The 16715-nt window shown below is 70.4% G+C and carries 16 protein-coding genes; 14 read left to right on the top strand and 2 right to left on the bottom strand.

Annotation, left to right across the window (positions count from 1 at the left end):
• Nucleotides 1–122: 122 nt before the first annotated feature.
• Nucleotides 123–2000 (bottom strand): VWA domain-containing protein, encoded by a 1878-nt coding sequence (locus tag ABZV91_RS25770; RefSeq protein ID WP_355246667.1) that lies wholly within the window; start codon nt 1998–2000, stop codon nt 123–125.
• A gap of 328 nt (nt 2001–2328) precedes the next feature.
• On the opposite strand from ABZV91_RS25770, the gene rpsP reads away from it, so the two are divergent.
• The 4 genes from rpsP to trmD are packed head-to-tail and all read left to right on the top strand — an operon-like array spanning nt 2329 to nt 4239.
• Nucleotides 2329–2772, top strand: coding sequence for a 30S ribosomal protein S16 (gene rpsP, locus ABZV91_RS25765; RefSeq protein ID WP_355246665.1), 444 nt, complete (start codon nt 2329–2331; stop codon nt 2770–2772).
• Nucleotides 2772–3014 (top strand): RNA-binding protein, encoded by a 243-nt coding sequence (locus ABZV91_RS25760; RefSeq protein WP_030521790.1) that lies wholly within the window; start codon nt 2772–2774, stop codon nt 3012–3014. The genes rpsP and ABZV91_RS25760 overlap by 1 nt, the downstream gene beginning before the upstream one ends.
• Nucleotides 3015–3539 (top strand): ribosome maturation factor RimM, encoded by a 525-nt coding sequence (rimM, locus tag ABZV91_RS25755; RefSeq protein ID WP_030521789.1) that lies wholly within the window; start codon nt 3015–3017, stop codon nt 3537–3539.
• A 13-nt stretch (nt 3540–3552) separates the two neighbouring features.
• Nucleotides 3553–4239 carry a tRNA (guanosine(37)-N1)-methyltransferase TrmD gene (gene trmD, locus ABZV91_RS25750; RefSeq protein ID WP_355246660.1) on the top strand — a complete coding sequence of 229 codons (687 nt, stop codon included), beginning with the start codon at nt 3553–3555 and terminating at the stop codon, nt 4237–4239.
• 102 nt (nt 4240–4341) lie between these two features.
• On the opposite strand, the gene ABZV91_RS25745 is transcribed toward trmD, so the two are convergent.
• Nucleotides 4342–5196 carry a LuxR C-terminal-related transcriptional regulator gene (locus ABZV91_RS25745; RefSeq protein ID WP_355246657.1) on the bottom strand — a complete coding sequence of 285 codons (855 nt, stop codon included), beginning with the start codon at nt 5194–5196 and terminating at the stop codon, nt 4342–4344.
• 92 nt (nt 5197–5288) lie between these two features.
• On the opposite strand from ABZV91_RS25745, the gene ABZV91_RS25740 reads away from it, so the two are divergent.
• The 10 genes from ABZV91_RS25740 to dprA all read left to right on the top strand — a co-directional run bounded on the left by ABZV91_RS25740 (nt 5289) and on the right by dprA (nt 16365).
• A complete protein-coding gene (locus tag ABZV91_RS25740) occupies nt 5289–6908 on the top strand; it encodes an AMP-binding protein (protein WP_355246654.1) in 1620 nt (539 codons plus the stop codon).
• Between the two features lie 156 nt (nt 6909–7064).
• Nucleotides 7065–9497, top strand: a complete 2433-nt coding sequence (locus ABZV91_RS25735; protein ID WP_355246710.1) for a Tex family protein — start codon at nt 7065–7067, stop codon at nt 9495–9497.
• A 24-nt stretch (nt 9498–9521) separates the two neighbouring features.
• On the top strand, nt 9522–10454 hold the full coding sequence (locus ABZV91_RS25730) for a hypothetical protein (protein ID WP_355246651.1): 933 nt from the start codon (nt 9522–9524) through the stop codon (nt 10452–10454).
• Nucleotides 10455–10576: 122 nt separating this feature from the next.
• Nucleotides 10577–10918, top strand: a complete 342-nt coding sequence (gene rplS / locus ABZV91_RS25725; protein ID WP_030521783.1) for a 50S ribosomal protein L19 — start codon at nt 10577–10579, stop codon at nt 10916–10918.
• A gap of 113 nt (nt 10919–11031) precedes the next feature.
• Nucleotides 11032–11814, top strand: a complete 783-nt coding sequence (gene lepB, locus ABZV91_RS25720; RefSeq protein WP_039825852.1) for a signal peptidase I — start codon at nt 11032–11034, stop codon at nt 11812–11814.
• A gap of 178 nt (nt 11815–11992) precedes the next feature.
• Entirely contained in the window at nt 11993–12739 is a 747-nt protein-coding gene (locus ABZV91_RS25715; RefSeq protein WP_355246647.1) for a ribonuclease HII, read from the top strand.
• A gap of 138 nt (nt 12740–12877) precedes the next feature.
• Nucleotides 12878–13183 (top strand): DUF2469 domain-containing protein, encoded by a 306-nt coding sequence (locus ABZV91_RS25710; RefSeq protein ID WP_011210678.1) that lies wholly within the window; start codon nt 12878–12880, stop codon nt 13181–13183.
• Nucleotides 13184–13316: 133 nt separating this feature from the next.
• On the top strand, nt 13317–13673 hold the full coding sequence (locus tag ABZV91_RS25705) for a YraN family protein (RefSeq protein ID WP_355246644.1): 357 nt from the start codon (nt 13317–13319) through the stop codon (nt 13671–13673).
• A complete protein-coding gene (locus ABZV91_RS25700) occupies nt 13673–15184 on the top strand; it encodes a YifB family Mg chelatase-like AAA ATPase (RefSeq protein WP_355246641.1) in 1512 nt (503 codons plus the stop codon). The genes ABZV91_RS25705 and ABZV91_RS25700 overlap by 1 nt, the downstream gene beginning before the upstream one ends.
• Nucleotides 15181–16365, top strand: coding sequence for a DNA-processing protein DprA (gene dprA, locus ABZV91_RS25695; protein WP_355246638.1), 1185 nt, complete (start codon nt 15181–15183; stop codon nt 16363–16365). Before ABZV91_RS25700 ends, dprA begins: the two co-directional genes overlap by 4 nt.
• Nucleotides 16366–16715 lie beyond the last annotated feature (350 nt).

The following is a 16715-nucleotide window of genomic DNA, read 5'->3' as shown; positions in this document are numbered from 1 at the left end:
GGGAGCGAGACCCGGACCCAACCCCGGAGCGGGTCCGCGACCGACCGGAGCGGAGGATTGGGAGTAGACCCGGGGGCGGGCACAGCGGACGGGTGCGTACCGGCTGTGCCCGACCAGTTCGGTCAGCGTCGGTTGCGTCGGCTGAGTAGGAAGGTGATCGCCGCCGCCGAGATCACCAGCACCGCCCCGCCGACGGCCACCCACACCAGCGGCGACCGGCCGTCGGCCGCTGTGTCGGTGGCGGTATCCGGTGCACCGGCCTGCGGGTCTGTACCGAAGGTGCCCGTACTCGCGGTATCGCCGGCGTAGCGCGGTCCCGCCTCGGGGGCGCCGGTGACGTCCACCTCCAGCTCGATCGGTACCGGCGCGACCCGGGCCTGCTCGCCGTTGGTGGGGCTCAGCTTCACCGCGATGTAGTACCAGCCGGCCATCGCCTGGCCGTGCACTGTGTGCTCGGCGGCTTCCCGGTTCAGGAACCTGATCGGTGTGGTGGCCAGTGCCGTGTCGTTGGTGGGCAGGATGTTCTCGGTTCCGGTGTAGGCGGCGAAATCGGAATCCAGTTCCGCACGGTACGGGTTGTAGAGCGTGGTGTTGATATTCGACACGTAGTCGCTGCCGCGCTCGGGGACGGCGGCGAAGCGCACCCGGTACGCCAACCCCTGTCCCCACTCCAATTTCACCCGGTAGAAGACGAACTCCCCGCGCTGCAGGGTATCGGTGTACCGGCCGGAACCGGGCAGGGCGGCGGCGACATTGAACGAACCCCCGCCTGTCGCCGGGACGGTCACCCCGTCCGGTGCGGCGAACTCCACCGGATCCGGGTCCGGCGGGGGCCCCGGGTCGGCGACCGCGGGCTCCACCCCGATCAGCAGTTCCACCGGCAGCTGTGCCGGGGCGTTCTCGGCGACATGAGCCCATTCGAGGGCGAAGTAGTAGCGTCCGCCGCCCCGGCACCGGTCGGTGCTCGGACTACCGGTATCGGGTTCGGCCGCGCCGGTCCAGGCGCTGCCGACGGTCAGCGCCACCCCGTCGGTGGAGCGGGTGGCCAGCTCGTTCTCGTAGACATGGCAGTCTTCCCCGTCGGTGCCGTAGACCCGCAGGTCGAGGCGATTGTTCGCGAACACTGCGTCCCCGCCGCGCGGAAAGGAGACGGTGGCGCTGAAATAGGCCGTCGCGCCGTCGGGTACGTCCACCGCGTAGTAGCGCGGCGCGCGCTGCCCGAGTGCATCCAGGTACTGGCCCGCGGCGGCGACCGGTGCGTCCCGGTACCCCGTGGTACCCGCGATCGGGCGGCCGGCGGGTGCGTAGGTGCGCAGGGCGGTGGCGCTCACCCGGGGAAGCACCTGTTCCAGGGTCTTCCCGTCCACGGCATCGGTATAGGTGCCGCCGGTGGTCTGGGCGATACAGGTCAGCTGGGCTCGGGACGGATCGTCGACACCGAAGCCGATGGCGTGCACCACGATCTCGGCGCCCTGGGTGGACAGTTCGCGCGCGACCTCGCAGGGGTCCGGCGGGGCGCAGGTGTCCAGTCCGTCGGACACCAGCACGATCGACCGCGGACCCTCTTGGGGAAGGGCCGCGGCGGCGGCCCGTAGGGAGGTGCCGATCGGGGTGTAGCCGCTGGGCACGATCCGGTCCGCGGCACCGGTCAGCGCGGGTCTGTCCAGGGTCCCGACCGGATGCAGCACCTGGACATCGCGGCATCCGGCGTCTTTCTCCGCGTCCGTGGATCCCGTGGCGGTGCCGTACACGGTCAGACCGACCTTCGCCGTCGCCGGGGCCGCGGTCACGAACGACCGCACCGCGTTCTTCGCCGCCTCCATCTTGGTGCCGCCGCCGGGGTCCGGCGCCGCCATGGAACCCGAGGCGTCCAGGACCAGCATGGTCGGCGCGTACTCCGGCTGCTGCGGGGACTGCTGGGCCAGGGCCGGAACCGAGACCGGCACCAGGCCGATCACCCCCGCCGCGGCCGCGGTCAGAATTCTGTTCGAGAATGACACGTCGTCGGTACTCCCATTCGACTCGGCCGCATCCTGCCCGGATACGGCCGGTGGGACGCTACTCAGACGACTGACCAGTTGCCAACCGGCGGATCCCCGCCGACGGGACGCCAAGTCCCGTCGGCGCCGCCCGCGAGGTCGGTACCCGGGCGGTTTCCGGGCCGGCCGCGGCGTCTGGCAGAATGGTCGATCGTCCTTCTGGACAGTGTCAGCCCGTCTCCGGTCACGTACCGCGCGGCGGTCACACACTTCATTCGCAAAACCGGGCTCGCGAGACCGCGTGAGTCGCTGAATTGCGCCGTGACCACTATGAGAGGCAGATCAGCAGATGGCTGTTCGCATCAAGCTCACCCGTATGGGCAAGATCCGCAACCCCCAGTACCGCGTCGTCGTCGCGGACGCCCGCACCCGTCGTGACGGCCGGGCCATCGAGTCCATCGGCAAGTACCACCCGAAGGAAGAGCCCTCGCTGATCGAGATCGACTCGGAGCGGGCGCAGTACTGGCTGGGTGTCGGCGCGCAGCCGACCGAACCGGTGCAGCGGCTCCTGGAGATCACCGGCGACTGGCAGAAGTTCAAGGGCCTGCCGGGCACCGAGGGCACCCTGAAGGTCGCCGCGCCCAAGCCGTCCAAGCTGGACCTCTTCAACGCCGCGCTGGCCGCCGCCGACAACGAGCCGGCCGCCGAAGCCGTCACCCCGAAGAAGAAGGCCAAGAAGGACAAGGAAGAGGGCGCCGCCGAGGCGACCGAGTCCGCTGAGGCCGCCGAGTAATGAGCGTCGTCGTCGCCGATGCCGTGGAACATCTGGTCCGCGGTATCGTCGCCAATCCCGATGACGTCCGCGTCGAGCTGATCACCGGCCGCCGCGGGCGCACCGTCGAGGTGCATGTCCACCCCGACGACCTGGGCAAGGTCATCGGCCGGGGCGGACGCACCGCGACCGCCCTGCGCACCCTCGTCGCCGGTATCGGCGGCCGGGGTATCCGGGTCGACGTGGTCGACACCGACCAGTAGATGGAACTCGTCGTGGGCCGGGTCGCCCGCTCGCACGGTGTGCGGGGCGAACTGGTGGTCGAGGTGCGTACCGACGAACCGGAGGCGCGCTTCGCGCCCGGCGCGGTACTGCACGGGCGCGCGGCGCGCTCGGCTCAGGTCCGTGACTTCACCGTGGAGTCGGCCCGGGAACATTCGGGCCGGCTCCTGGTGAATCTGGTGGGTGTCACCGACCGGTCCGCCGCCGACGCCCTGCGCGGCACGCTGTTCCTGGTGGACAGCGAGGAACTCGGGCCGTCGGAGGACCCGGACGAGTTCTACGATCACGAACTCGAGGGACTGCGCGTACAGCTCACCGACGGGACCGAAGTCGGCACCGTCACCGAGGTGCTGCATTCGGCGGCCGGTGAACTGCTGTCGATCCGCGCCGCCGCGGACGGGCGGGAGATCCTGGTCCCCTTCGTCACCGCCATCGTGCCGACGGTGTCGATCGCCGACGCGCTGATCGTGATCGACCCGCCCGAAGGCCTCCTGGATCCGGAATGAGGTGGCCGGCGTCATGAGAATCGACGTGGTCACCATCTTCCCGGAATATCTGGACCCGTTGCGCACCGCGCTGCTGGGCAAGGCCATCGACAAGGGCGTCGTGTCGGTGGATGTGCACGATCTGCGGCGCTGGACCCACGATGTGCACAAATCCGTCGACGATTCGCCCTACGGCGGCGGACCCGGCATGGTGATGAAACCCGTCGTCTGGGGGGACGCGCTCGACGCGGTATGTCCGGACGACGCCCTGCTCGTGGTGCCCACACCCGCCGGCGTGCCCTTCACCCAGGAGACCGCGCAGCGCTGGGCCGGGGAAGAACACCTGGTGTTCGCCTGTGGGCGCTACGAGGGTATCGATCAGCGGGTGTTCGACGACGCGGCCCGCCGGGTCCGCGTCGAAGAGGTCAGTATCGGGGACTACGTACTGATCGGCGGCGAGGCCGCGGTCCTCGTGATGACCGAGGCGGTGGTCCGGTTGATCCCGGGCGTACTCGGCAACCAGCAATCGCACGAACAGGATTCGTTCTCCGACGGGTTGCTCGAGGGGCCCAGCTACACCCGTCCGGTGAGCTGGCGCGGACTCGAGGTTCCGCCGATCCTCCTGTCCGGAGACCATGCCCGGATCGCGGCCTGGCGGCGGGAGCAGTCGCTGATCCGCACGCGGGAGCGGCGGCCCGATCTACTGCCCGATACGGACTGACCGCGCTACCCCATCGGTATCACCCGGTGGTGGTACAGCACGGGCGACGCACGGCGCGACGATCGCCGTCGATTCGGGGTTTCCCGGATCCCGCCACTCCGATCAGGGGATCACGCCGAGGCGGCGTGCGGTGGCCACGGCCTCGTGCCGGGAGTGCGCGTCGAGTTTGCGCATCGCGCTGCGCAGATAACTCTTGACCGTCTCCGGGCCCAGCGAAAGACGTTGTGCGACAGTCTGGTTGGAGCAGCCCAGGGCGACCTGCGACAGTACGTCGATTTCGCGGCGCGCGAGCCGCGGCGCGCCGGGGGCCGGCTCCCCGGCGAGTGCGCGCGTCAGCCGGTCACCCACCTCCCGCAATCTGTCCCGCATCTGCGTCTCGTCCGCCACGTCCGCGAGAGCGCGTAACTCCGCCTGCACCGCGCGCAATTCCTCGGCCTGCACACCGTCGGGCGCGGGGGCGGGGGCGGCCACGTCCAGCAGTCGCAGGCGCCGGTCCACCTCGTCGCGCACGCCGATCTCGGCGGCGAGCCGGCGCCCCGCCTGCACCAGCGCGTCGGCGGTGCGGTCGCCGATGGGACCGGTGCCTCTGGTCGCCGCGTACAGCACCGCCCGCGAACGACCCGACACCACCACCGGGACCGCGACCACCGACCGGATCCCCTCGCCGAGGACCGGCCCGTCGTAGTGGTGCGTGATCGAGAGCGCGTTGCCGTAGTCGGAGACCGCCGCGGGCCGGCGCGAATCCACGACCCGGCCCCCCAGCCCGGACGAGCGGGTCACCGACAGACCGCGCAGACCGTTGGTCCGGACCCCGGCGAACTCGGTCAGCCGCAGGGTGTCGGCACTGACCTCGCCGCCGAAGATCACCGGCACCCCGGCGACACCCGCGAGGCGGCGGATCTCGGCACGCAGGGCATCGCCGTCGCGCGGGCGCAGCAGCGGCGGGGGAGTGGACATCGGGATGTCACCCCTTTTCGGGGGTAGTGCCGGACCTGGTGTGACCTACATCCTATGGCAACACACCGGCCGGACGACCGAGGAGATGTGAGATGGGTGCCGACCCGAACGCGCGGGTGCGCGAACTGCTGGACGCCTATGACGGGCTCGACGCCTGTGCGGCGGAGTTGCTGTGCGACCGGCATCCGGCCGATGCCGTGGCGTTCACGGTGATCGACGGTGACCTCTCGGCGATCGATCTCACCTACGGTGAACTACGGGCACGGTCCGAACGTTTCGCCGCGGGTCTGGCCGGGCTCGGGGTGGGCGCCGGCGACCAGGTCGCCACGCTGATGGCGAAATCGGTCGATCTGGTGGTGGTGCTGCTCGGCATCTGGCGACGCGGAGCGGTACACGTCCCGCTGTTCACCGCGTTCGCCCCGCCCGCGATCGCGTTCCGGCTCCAGGCCGCGGGGGCCTCGGTGGTGGTCGCCGACCCGGACCAGGTCGGCAAGCTGGCGCCGGGAGGCGATATGCCCGCGGATCCGCCCTGGCGCACCGTCGTCACCGGCGATGCCGACGCCCCGGGTGCGCTGCGGATGGACGAGTTGCCGGCCGCCGCCGCCGAACCGCCGGCCGTGGTGGGCGGTGACGGATTGCTGGTCCAGCTGTTCACCAGCGGTACGACCGGGACACCCAAGGGGGTGCCGATTCCGGTGCGCGCCCTGGCGTCGTTCCACGCCTATCAGGAGTTCGCGCTGGATGTCCGCCCCGACGATGTCTTCTGGAACGCCGCCGACCCGGGCTGGGCCTACGGTCTCTACTACGCGATCCTCGGTCCGCTGGCATCCGGGACCCGCAGTCTGCTGCTGCACGCCGGATTCTCCCCGGAGCTGACCTGGCGGGTGCTGGAGCGCTTCGGCGTCACCAATTTCGCGGCCGCGCCCACCGTCTACCGGGCCCTGCGCGCTGCCGAGCCGGGCAATCCGGTCCGGTTGCGGCGGGCCTCCTCGGCGGGCGAGCCGCTGACCCCGGAGGTGGTGGCCTGGTCGGCGGACCATCTCGGGGTGGCGGTCCGCGACCACTACGGCCAGACCGAGCACGGCATGGTCATCTGCAATGCCTGGCACGACGATCTCGATGTGGCCGCGCCCGCGGGTTCCATGGGCCGGCCGCTCCCGGGCTGGGCCTGCGCCGTTCTGGCCGACGACGCGGATACCGAAGCTCCCGCCGGAGAGCTGGGCCGGATCGCCATCGACGCCGAACACAGCGCCCTGTTGTGGTTCCTCGGCTACCTGGACGCGCCCGAACAGACCGCGCAGCGCTTCACCGCCGACGGTCGCTGGTATCTCACCGGCGACGCGGGTTCGCGTGATGCCGACGGATACTTCCACTTCTCCGCCCGCGACGACGATGTGATCATCATGTCCGGATACCGGATCGGTCCCTTCGACGTCGAGAGTGTGCTCGTGCTACACGATGACGTCGCCGAGGCCGCGGTCGTCGGCCTTCCCGACGAGCTGCGCGGCGAAGTGCTGGAGGCGTTCGTGGTGCTGCGCGGTGACACCGTCGGTTCCCCGGAACTGGAAGCGCAGCTGCAGGCACTGGTGAAGCGGAAGTTCGCCGCGCACGCCTACCCGCGCCGGGTACATTTCGTCGCCACGCTGCCCAAGACCCCCAGTGGCAAGGTGCAGCGGTTCCTGTTGCGGCAGCAGGGACGCGCCGCCGGGTGACCGTATCCGCTGTGCCCGGCCCCGGGGCAGCCGGGGCCGGGCGCGGCCCGGCTGTCATCGGGCGAATGTAGTGTGCGGGTGGTGACGACAGTGCCGCAGACCTCGGATCCCGAGACCATTTCCACCGACTCGCCTGCAGACCCCGCCACCGGCCCGGTGGTGTCCGGCTCCGTCAGCCGGCGCATCGCCGACGAACTCTCGGTGCGGGAGAACCAGGTCCGGGCTGCCGTCGAGCTACTGGACGCCGGGTCGACGGTGCCGTTCATCGCGCGGTACCGCAAGGAGATCACCGGCGGGCTCGACGACGCCCAGCTGCGGACGCTCGAGGAACGCCTGCACTATCTGCGTGAACTCAACGAACGCCGGGCCACCATCATCGAATCGATCCGTGGCCAGGGCAAACTCGACGAGGCGCTGCACCGGCAGCTGCTGCTGGCCGAGACCAAGGCCAGGCTCGAGGACATCTACCTGCCCTATAAGCCCAAGCGTCGCACCAAGGCTCAGATCGCGCGCGAGGCCGGGCACGAACCCGTTGCCGACGCGCTGCTCGAGAACCCGGACACCGACCCGGCCGGTTATTCCGCCGAGCAACTCGACGGCGCGCGCGCCATTCTGGTCGAGCGTTTCGCCGAGGACGCCGATCTGGTGGGTGAACTCCGCGAACTCATGTGGAACCGGGGCCGTCTCACCGCCACCGTGCGCCCCGGTAAAGAGGAGGCGGGGGCGAAATTCGCCGACTACTTCGAATTCGGTGAGGAATTCGCCAGCCTGCCCTCCCATCGCATCCTCGCGCTGCTGCGCGGCGAGAAGGAAGAGGTGCTCAGCCTGCACCTCGATCCCGAACCCGCCGATTCCGAGCTCGCACCCGGCGAGCGCAGCACCTACGAGACGCGGATCGCGCAGCGGTTCTCGATCGCCGAGGCCGGTCGCGCCGCCGACGGCTGGCTGCTCGATACCGTGCGCTGGGCGTGGCGGACCAAACTGCAGGTGAGCCTGGGTATCGACACCCGGATGCGGCTGCGGCAGGCCGCCGAACGCGACGCGGTGGATGTCTTCGCCGCCAATCTGCGCGATCTGCTGCTGGCCGCGCCGGCCGGCACGCGCACCACCATGGGCCTGGATCCCGGCTACCGCACCGGCGTCAAGGTCGCCGTCGTCGACGGCACCGGCAAGGTTGTCGCGACCGAGGTCGTGTACCCGCACAAACCGCAGAACCAGACCGAGAAATCACTGGCTGTCCTCGGCGCCCTGGTGGCGCGGTTCGGCGTCGAACTCATCGCCATCGGCAACGGCACGGCGTCCCGGGAGACCGACGCGCTGGCCGCGCAACTCATCGAACGGATCCCGGAGAACAAGCCGACCAAGATCGTGGTCTCCGAAGCCGGGGCGTCGGTGTACTCCGCCTCGGCCTATGCCACCCAGGAACTGCCGGATATGGACGTCTCGCTGCGCGGCGCGGTCTCCATCGCGCGCCGGTTGCAGGATCCGCTGGCCGAACTGGTGAAGATCGAACCGAAATCCATCGGTGTCGGCCAGTACCAGCACGATGTCTCGGAGACCCTGCTGGCCCGGTCGCTGGGCGCGGTGGTGGAGGACGCGGTGAACGCGGTCGGCGTCGATGTGAACACCGCCTCGGTGCCGCTGCTGTCGCGGGTCTCCGGTGTCACCGGTTCGGTGGCCGAGAGCATTGTGGCGCACCGTGATCAGCACGGTCCCTTCCGTAGCCGCACCGCCCTGCTCGACGTCCCGCGGCTGGGCCCCAAGGCATTCGAACAGTGCGCGGGCTTCCTGCGGATCCGCGGCGGCGACGATCCGCTCGACACCTCGGCGGTACATCCGGAGGCCTATCCGGTGGTGCGCCGCATCCTCGATTCCACCGGCACCGGGATCGCCGAGGTCATCGGTAACGGCGCGGTCCTGCGCACGCTGCGACCGGCCGATTTCACCGACGAGAAATTCGGTGTCCCCACGGTGACCGACATCATCAGCGAACTGGAGAAGCCCGGACGTGACCCGCGCCCGGAGTTCAAGACCGCGGAATTCGCGGCGGGAATCGAGAAGGTCGCCGATCTGGAGCCCGGGATGGTGCTGGAGGGTGTCGTCACCAATGTCGCCGCGTTCGGCGCCTTCGTCGACATCGGTGTGCACCAGGACGGGCTGGTCCACGTCTCGGCGATGTCGCGTAATTTCGTGCGCGACCCCCGCGAGGTGGTCAAATCCGGCGATGTGGTCAAGGTGAAGGTGCTCGAGGTCGATGTCGCGCGCCAGCGGATCGGCTTGTCGCTGCGACTCGACGACGAACCCGGTGCGGGTAAGCCCGAGCGCGGCCAGGGCCCGGGTGATCGCGGCCGCGGCCAGGGCGGGCGCGACGGCGGCGCCCGGACCGGTGGCCGCGACGGCGGTGGCCGGGGCCGCAACGACAAGAACCGCGGGGCTCAGGGCAACGGTCAGAGCACCGGTGGCCGCGGTGGCGGTAACGGTGGCGGCCAGGCACGCAATCGCGGCCAGGGCCGGGACGGTCGGCGCGATAACGCACCGGTCAACGGTGCCATGGCCGACGCGTTGCGCCGGGCGGGTTTCGGGAAGTGACCACGAGCTGAATCGGGGGCCGGTATGCGGCAGTGGCTGTCCGAGGACGTGATCGCCGCGGGCCGGCTCCCGCTGCTGTGCTTTCTGTTCGGTTTCATCACCGGGTTCCTGGTGATCCGGGTCAGCGTCCGGCTCATCCGGGCGAGGGTGCGCTGGTGGCCCGGCAACCTGCAGTCCGGTGGTGTGCACATCCACCACATGGTGTTCGGTGTGGTGCTGGTGCTGATCTCCGGTATCGGCATGATCGCCGGAGCCGGGGGGACCGGCACCACCACCGCGTCGGTGCTGGCGGCCGTCTTCGGCGTCGGCGCCGCGCTCGTGCTCGACGAATTCGCGCTGCTGTACTACCTGCGCGATGTGTACTGGGAGGAGCAGGGACGGACCTCGGTGGACGCGGTGTTCGTCGCCCTCGCGGTCACCGGCCTGCTACTGCTGGGTTTCCATCCGCTGTGGCTACTGGAGATCAACGGTGTACGGCACCAGCCCGGCGTCGGCACGCGGCTGCTGGTCGCCGGATTCGCCGCGGTGAATCTGGCGCTGGCCGCCGTGGTCATCGCCAAGGGCAAGATCTGGACCGGGCTGTTCGGCATGTTCTTCCTGCCGCTGCTGGTCGTGGGTGCGTTGCGGCTCAGCCGGCCGGGAGCTCCGTGGGCGCGCTGGCGTTACGGCAGCCGCCGGCGCCTCATGTATCGCGCCATCGTGCGGGAACGCCGGTACCGGCGCCCGGTGATCCGCGCCAAGATCTTCGTGCAGGACCTGATCGCCGGCAGCCCGGATGTCGATCACGCCCGGTCGGCGGCCGAGGCGGAGCTGACGCGTAGGGTGGTACCGGCGCCGCCCCCACCGCCGCGGCAGCATCCGCTGCTCCAGGATCTGCACCTGTGGCCGCACGATCGGGGTGGTGACGCCGAGGACGCGGCGGGCCCGGCCGGGCCGGTTTCCGAAAGCGACCGCTGATCTGGCACAATGCACAGGTTGCCCTGGGCATGACCCGGGCGCATCCCACATTCGGAGCACGAACCGGTCGAGCACTCGCGCCGCCAGGTTCCTCTGTTCGCGCGACCATCAGAAGGATGATCATGAACACCCTTGATTTCGTCGACGAGAGCTCGCTGCGCAGCGACGTCCCCGACTTCCGTCCGGGCGACACCCTCAATGTGCACGTGAAGGTCATCGAGGGCTCCAAGGAACGTATCCAGGTCTTCAAGGGCGTCGTCATCCGGCGCCAGGGCGGCGGTATCCGCGAGACCTTCACCGTGCGCAAGGTGTCGTTCGGTGTCGGTGTGGAGCGCACCTTCCCGGTGCACAGCCCCACCATCGATCACATCGATGTGGTGACCCGCGGTGATGTCCGCCGGGCCAAGCTGTACTACCTGCGCGAGCTGCGCGGTAAGGCCGCCAAGATCAAGGAAAAGCGCTGACCCGTCGCTGACCGCCGACACCTGTGCGCCACGGCGCACCGCGGTGACCTCGGCGAACGGTCTATGTAGCCCGGTGCCACGAATCCGTTGTGGCACCGGGCTACGCTGTTCGCGTGGCAGATGAGAGTTGGTCGGTTTCGGGATCCGATTCCAGGAACGAACCGCCGAGAAGGCGTCGTGCGCGAAAGCAGGTCAAAGCGAAGCGGCAGCGGCCGTTCTGGCAGGAACTCCCCATCCTGCTGGTCATCGCGGCGATCATCGCCGCCCTCATGGTCACCTTCGTCGGCCGCCCCTATGTCATTCCCTCCCAATCCATGGAACCCACGCTGCACGGGTGCGCCGGCTGCACCGGCGACCGGATCTACGTGCAGAAGGTGAGCTACTACTGGAGCGATCCGAAGCCCGGTGACGTGGTCGTCTTCGTCGGCCCGCCGTCCTGGAACGACCACTACGTCTCGATCCGCTCCGACAATCCCGCGGTGCGCGGTATCCAGAACTTCTTCGCCTTCTTCGGCCTGGTCCCGCCCGATGAGAACGATCTGGTGAAACGCGTGATCGCGGTCGGCGGCCAGACCGTGGAGTGCTGCGACGAGCAGGGCCGGGTCATGGTGGACGGGAAACCGCTGGACGAGCCCTACGTCGCCGACGACTACCCGTGGGTGGCGGGCCAGCAGAACGCCGCCTATCCGGTGGGCCGGGTCTTCGGGCCGGTGCTGGTACCACCGGGCCACCTGTGGGTGATGGGCGACAACCGCAACGAGTCGCGTGATTCCCGCGCTCATGTCGGCGACGATCTGCAGGGCACGGTGCCCATCGAGAACGTCCGCGGCAAGGCCGTCTTCAAGATCTGGCCGCCGGGCCGGATCGGTCCGGTGACTTCGCAGAATCCGCAGTAGGCACGGAGTTTTCGCGGCCGCCCCATGGGTAGCGACGCGCGACCCGGGCAGCCGCCGCGCCGATCACCTTGCCGGACAAGCCGTTCGACCGGGCCGTGACCGGACCTACTGGTACCGCACCCGGTCCGGTGCGCGATAATCGGGCCGTGGTTCCCGATCATCTGTCGCGAGGTGGCCAGTGACACGTAGTAACCGTGCCGCCGGTGCCGGGCGAGGCAGCAGCTGGCCGCCGCGGGTGGTGGTCCGCAAGGCCGCGGGCCTGCGGACACTCGATTCGGCGCTGATCCGCAGCGGTCTGGGCCCGGTCGCGGGTGTCGACGAGGCGGGCCGCGGTCCGAGTGCCGGGCCGCTGGTGGTCGCCGCGTGCGTACTCGCACCGAAGGCATCCGCCGCGCTCGCCGGGCTGGACGACTCCAAGAAACTGTCCGAGCCGGCCCGCGAAGCGCTGTTCCCGGTGATACAACGGCTGGCTCTCGCCTGGAAGGTGGTCGTGATCCCCGCAGCGGAGATCGATGCCATCGGGATCCACGTCGCCAATATCGAGGGGATGCGCCGGGCGGTGGCGGGGCTGGACTGCGCGCCCGGCTATGTACTCACCGACGGGTTCCGCGTGCCGGGGCTGGCGGTCCCGTCGTTGCCCGTGATCGGCGGTGACGCGAGCGCCGCCTGTATCGCGGCGGCGAGTGTGCTGGCCAAGGTCACCCGGGACCGCATGATGGTCGAACTCGACCGGCAGCGGCCGGGCTACGGTTTCGCCGAGCACAAGGGGTACAACACCACGCAGCACCTCGAAGCGCTGCGCCGGCTCGGGCCGTGCCCGGAACACCGGCGGTCGTGGCGCACGGTGCGCGAATGCGGCGCGCCGGTTCCCGTGGCGGCCGAATCCCTGGCACTGGCGAACGCGGAGGCCGGCGGCGCCGCCTGACCGGGGCTCGCGCGGGCCGGCGCGACGCGCCGTGCGGCGCGGTGACGGTGCGCGGCCCGGCCCACGGTGACACGCGCGGGCGCGATGAGCGATGATGTGAGCAGACGCAAGGCGGCGAGAAGGAGGACGTTCCACCAGATGAGTGCCGAGGACCTCGAGAAATACGAAACCGAGATGGAGCTCTCGCTCTACCGGGAGTACAAGGACATCGTCGGTCAGTTCTCGTACGTGGTGGAAACCGAACGCCGCTTCTATCTGGCCAACTCGGTGGAGCTACGACCGCAGAACGCCGACGGCGAGGTGTACTTCGAAGTACGGATGAGCGACGCCTGGGTCTGGGATATGTACCGGCCCGCGCGCTTCGTCAAACACGTCCGGGTGATCACGTTCAAGGATGTGAACATCGAGGAGTTGGAGAAGCCGGACCTGCGCCTGCCCGAGTAGGACGACCCCGCGCCGAGTACCGCGGGCCGGCGCCCCGGGGGATGTTGTCCACAGGCGCCCGGTTGTCCACAGGCCGCTTGTCCCCGCAGGTCGGCGCGGTCGGCCCGGCGAGCCGGCGGCGGATGCTGGGCTCGTGGCACACAACACGGCGCTCGGCGCACAAGGGGAGGAACTGGCGGCCCGGTATATGCAGGCCGCCGGTATGGAGATCGTCTGCCGTAACTGGCGGTGCCGGTACGGCGAGCTGGACCTGGTGGTCCGCGACGCGGGGGTGACCGCCTTCGTCGAGGTGAAGACCAGGTCGGGGCTCGGCTACGGGACGCCGGCCGAGGCTGTCACCTACGACAAACAGCAGCGGATCCGCCGCCTGGCGCTGCTCTGGCTCACCGAACAGGACGGTCCCTGGCAGCGGATCCGTTTCGACGTCGTCTCGATCCTGCTCCCGCGGACCGCCGAGCCTGTGATCGAGCACCTGCGGGCGGTGTTCTGATGCCGCTGGGCCGGGCCTGCTCGATCGCGGTGCGCGGGATCGACGGGCAGGTCGTCGAGATCGAGGCCGATATCGGCCAGGGGCTGCCGTCGGTGCATCTGGTGGGTCTGCCCGACACTTCGCTCCAGGAATCCCGGGACCGGGTCCGGGCGGCCGTGGCGAATACCGGCGAGAAGTGGCCCGACGGCCGGGTCATCCTGGCGCTGTCGCCGGCGACGCTACCGAAGGTGGGCTCCGTCTACGATCTCGCGCTGGCCGTCGCGGTACTGCACGCGGCCGATATCGTGCCCTCCGAGCGCCTCACCGGCACCGTGTTGCTGGGCGAGCTCGCCCTCGACGGGCGGTTGCGCCGGGTCCGGGGCATCCTGCCTGCCGTGCTCGCGGCGCGCCGGGCCGGCCGCAAAACGGTGGTGGTCCCCGCGGCGGCCCTTCCGGAGGCGGGCCTCGTCGCCGGGATCCGGGTGCTGGGCGCACCGACGCTGCGTGCCGCCCTCGACTGGTTGCGGGGCGAAGGCGGCCTGGAGGAGCCGTCGGGAGTGCACCCACCACCGCCGGATGCCCCGAGGGGAGACCTGCGGGATGTCGCCGGGCAGCACGAAGCGCGCTGGGCGCTCGAGGTCGCCGCGGCCGGTGGCCACCATCTCCTGCTCACGGGGGCGCCCGGCATCGGTAAGACCATGCTGGCCCAACGCCTGCCCGGAGTGTTGCCGCCGCTGTCGGAGGACGAGGCGCTCGAGGTCACCGCCGTCCATTCGGTAGCGGGCACGCTCTCCGACGAACAACCGCTCATCACCGGCCCGCCGTTCGTCGCCCCCCACCATTCGACCTCGGTGAGTGCCATGGTGGGCGGCGGTTCGGGCTCGGCGCGGCCCGGTGCGGTGAGCCGCGCCCACCGCGGGGTGCTGTTCCTGGACGAATGCGCCGAGATCGGAGCCAAGGTACTCGAGGCCATGCGGACACCGCTGGAAGAGGGGGAGGTACGGATCGCGCGGCGCGACGGAGTCGCCCACTATCCGGCGCGTTTCCAACTCGTACTCGCCGCCAACCCGTGCCCGTGCGCCCCGGCCCGGGATGTGGACTGCATCTGTGCCCCGCTCGCCCGGCGTCGTTACCTCGGCAAACTGTCGGGTCCGCTGATGGACCGCATCGATATCTGGTTGCAGATGCATCCGCTGTCGGATGCCGGTCTGGCGGCGGCGGAATCGGAGGACAGCGCGACCGTGCGCGGCCGGGTGATCGCCGCCCGTGCCGCCGCCGTCGCCCGGTGGCGTGACGAGGGATGGCGCACCAATGCCGAGGTCCCCGGGTACGCGCTGCGCCGGCTGTTCCCACTGCCCGCGGAGACGACAGCTCCGGTCGAGGCGGCCTTGCGGCTGGGTCGTATCTCGGCGCGAGGCGCCGACCGGGCGCTGCGCGTCGCGTGGACCGTCTGCGACCTGCGCGGCGGCGATATGCCCACCGCCCACGATGTGATGCAGGCGCTCGACTTCCGGCAGCGGAGTCCGCAGTGAACGCGGCCGGTGTCGGCTCGCCGGCCCGGCGGGAGACCGCCGACGTGCGGGACGAGCGACAGCTGGCCTGGGCATATCTGTCCCGTGTGGTGCTCGGCCCGTGCCCGGCACTCACGGCCCTGATCGACTCCGTCGGGGTGCGCGAGGCGGCGCGAGCGGTCCGGGAACGCGCGTTGCCGCCGGTGCTGCGTGCCGCGACCGAGCGTCGGCGAGAGCTGGACACCGCCGCGCGGGATCTGGAGATGATCCGCGACAGCGGCGGGCGACTCATCACCCCCGACGACGCCGAATGGCCGGCCTGGCGCATGCTGGGTCTGGCGCAGCTCACCCCCGGCAGGGACCCGGACGGTGCGGTTCCGCTGGTGTTCTGGGTCCGTGGCGGCCGGGATCTGAGCGAACTCACCGAGCGGGCGGTGGCGGTGGTGGGCGCCCGGTGCAGCACCGGATACGGCGACCGGGCGGCCGCGGCGATGGCCGGGGACCTGGCGGTCCGCGGCTGGACGGTGATATCAGGCGCCGCCTTCGGCATCGACAGTACGGCGCACCGGGCCGCGCTCGCGGTCGGCGGAGCCACCGTCGCCGTGCTGGCCTGCGGGGCCGACCGACCCTATCCGGCCCAGCACGACCGCCTCATCGCCCGGATCGCCGAAACCGGCCTGGTGGTCAGCGAATACCCACCCGGTACGGTCGCGCGCAAGCACCACTTCCTGGTCCGGAATCGGTTGATCGCCGCTTTGGCCGACGGGGTACTGGTGGTCGAGGCCGGATTACGCAGTGGTGCCCGCAATACGGTGAAATGGGCCCGCCGGATCGGTCGTCCCGCGCTCGCGGTCCCGGGGTCGGTGGAATCGGCGGCGTCCGCGGGGTGCCACCGGATGATCCGCGAGGGGGAAGCCACCCTCGTGACCGGTCCGGAGGATGTACTCGCCGAGATCGCGCCCCTCCACCTACCGCTGACCGCCGGCTCGACCGGCGCCGATCGCCTCGGCGATACCGAATCGCGGGTGCTGACGGCCCTCCCCGCGGTCGGCGGCCGGTGGCCGCACGATATCGCCGCCGCGACCGGAATCGCGGTGGCAGAAGTCCGGGTGGCGCTCGTCGCGCTCGATCTCGCGGGTATGGCCGGACGCCGCGAGGTGGGCTGGTACCGGCTGAGCCGGGCCGTGGAGCAGGACAGGTGAACGTCGCGGCCGGATCCGGGATCTCCGAGGCTCTGCGCGGCCTTAGGAGCCCGGCTGGGCCGCAGACCCGGGCTCGTGGCCGCAGGGGCGGGTGGCGAGCCGGCGGTCGCGCCGCATCTCCGCCCACGCGATCGGTGTCGGCAGGTCGGTCGCACCGACATGGAGGCGTCCCGCCCGAACCCGGTGATCGTGGAGGTGATATCGGCCGAACCGCCGAAGTCCTCGACATGTCGGTCGCCGGAGCCGAAGAGTTCTTCGGCTCCCGCGGCCCCCCCCACCCCCCCCCCCGGGGGAGATCCAACCTGAGGAAGACACTCACACAACAACCGAAGGAGGATTGGGGCGAGGGG

This window comes from Nocardia sp. NPDC004568 (assembly GCF_040609955.1).
Classification (GTDB): Bacteria; Actinomycetota; Actinomycetes; order Mycobacteriales; family Mycobacteriaceae; genus Nocardia.
The sequence above is the reverse complement of the archived record's forward strand: the minus strand, read 5'-3'. Positions and strand labels throughout refer to the sequence as shown.

What these genes read in the sequence shown, in the direction of transcription:
- rpsP (WP_355246665.1), top strand. Translation starts at nt 2,329, where the DNA reads ATGGCTGTTCGCATCAAGCTCACCCGTATGGGCAAGATCCGCAACCCC.
- ABZV91_RS25760 (WP_030521790.1), top strand. Translation starts at nt 2,772, where the DNA reads ATGAGCGTCGTCGTCGCCGATGCCGTGGAACATCTGGTCCGCGGTATC.
- rimM (WP_030521789.1), top strand. Translation starts at nt 3,015, where the DNA reads ATGGAACTCGTCGTGGGCCGGGTCGCCCGCTCGCACGGTGTGCGGGGC.
- trmD (WP_355246660.1), top strand. Translation starts at nt 3,553, where the DNA reads ATGAGAATCGACGTGGTCACCATCTTCCCGGAATATCTGGACCCGTTG.
- ABZV91_RS25745 (WP_355246657.1), bottom strand. Translation starts at nt 5,196, where the DNA reads ATGTCCACTCCCCCGCCGCTGCTGCGCCCGCGCGACGGCGATGCCCTG.
- ABZV91_RS25740 (WP_355246654.1), top strand. Translation starts at nt 5,289, where the DNA reads ATGGGTGCCGACCCGAACGCGCGGGTGCGCGAACTGCTGGACGCCTAT.
- ABZV91_RS25730 (WP_355246651.1), top strand. Translation starts at nt 9,522, where the DNA reads ATGCGGCAGTGGCTGTCCGAGGACGTGATCGCCGCGGGCCGGCTCCCG.
- rplS (WP_030521783.1), top strand. Translation starts at nt 10,577, where the DNA reads ATGAACACCCTTGATTTCGTCGACGAGAGCTCGCTGCGCAGCGACGTC.
- ABZV91_RS25710 (WP_011210678.1), top strand. Translation starts at nt 12,878, where the DNA reads ATGAGTGCCGAGGACCTCGAGAAATACGAAACCGAGATGGAGCTCTCG.
- ABZV91_RS25700 (WP_355246641.1), top strand. Translation starts at nt 13,673, where the DNA reads ATGCCGCTGGGCCGGGCCTGCTCGATCGCGGTGCGCGGGATCGACGGG.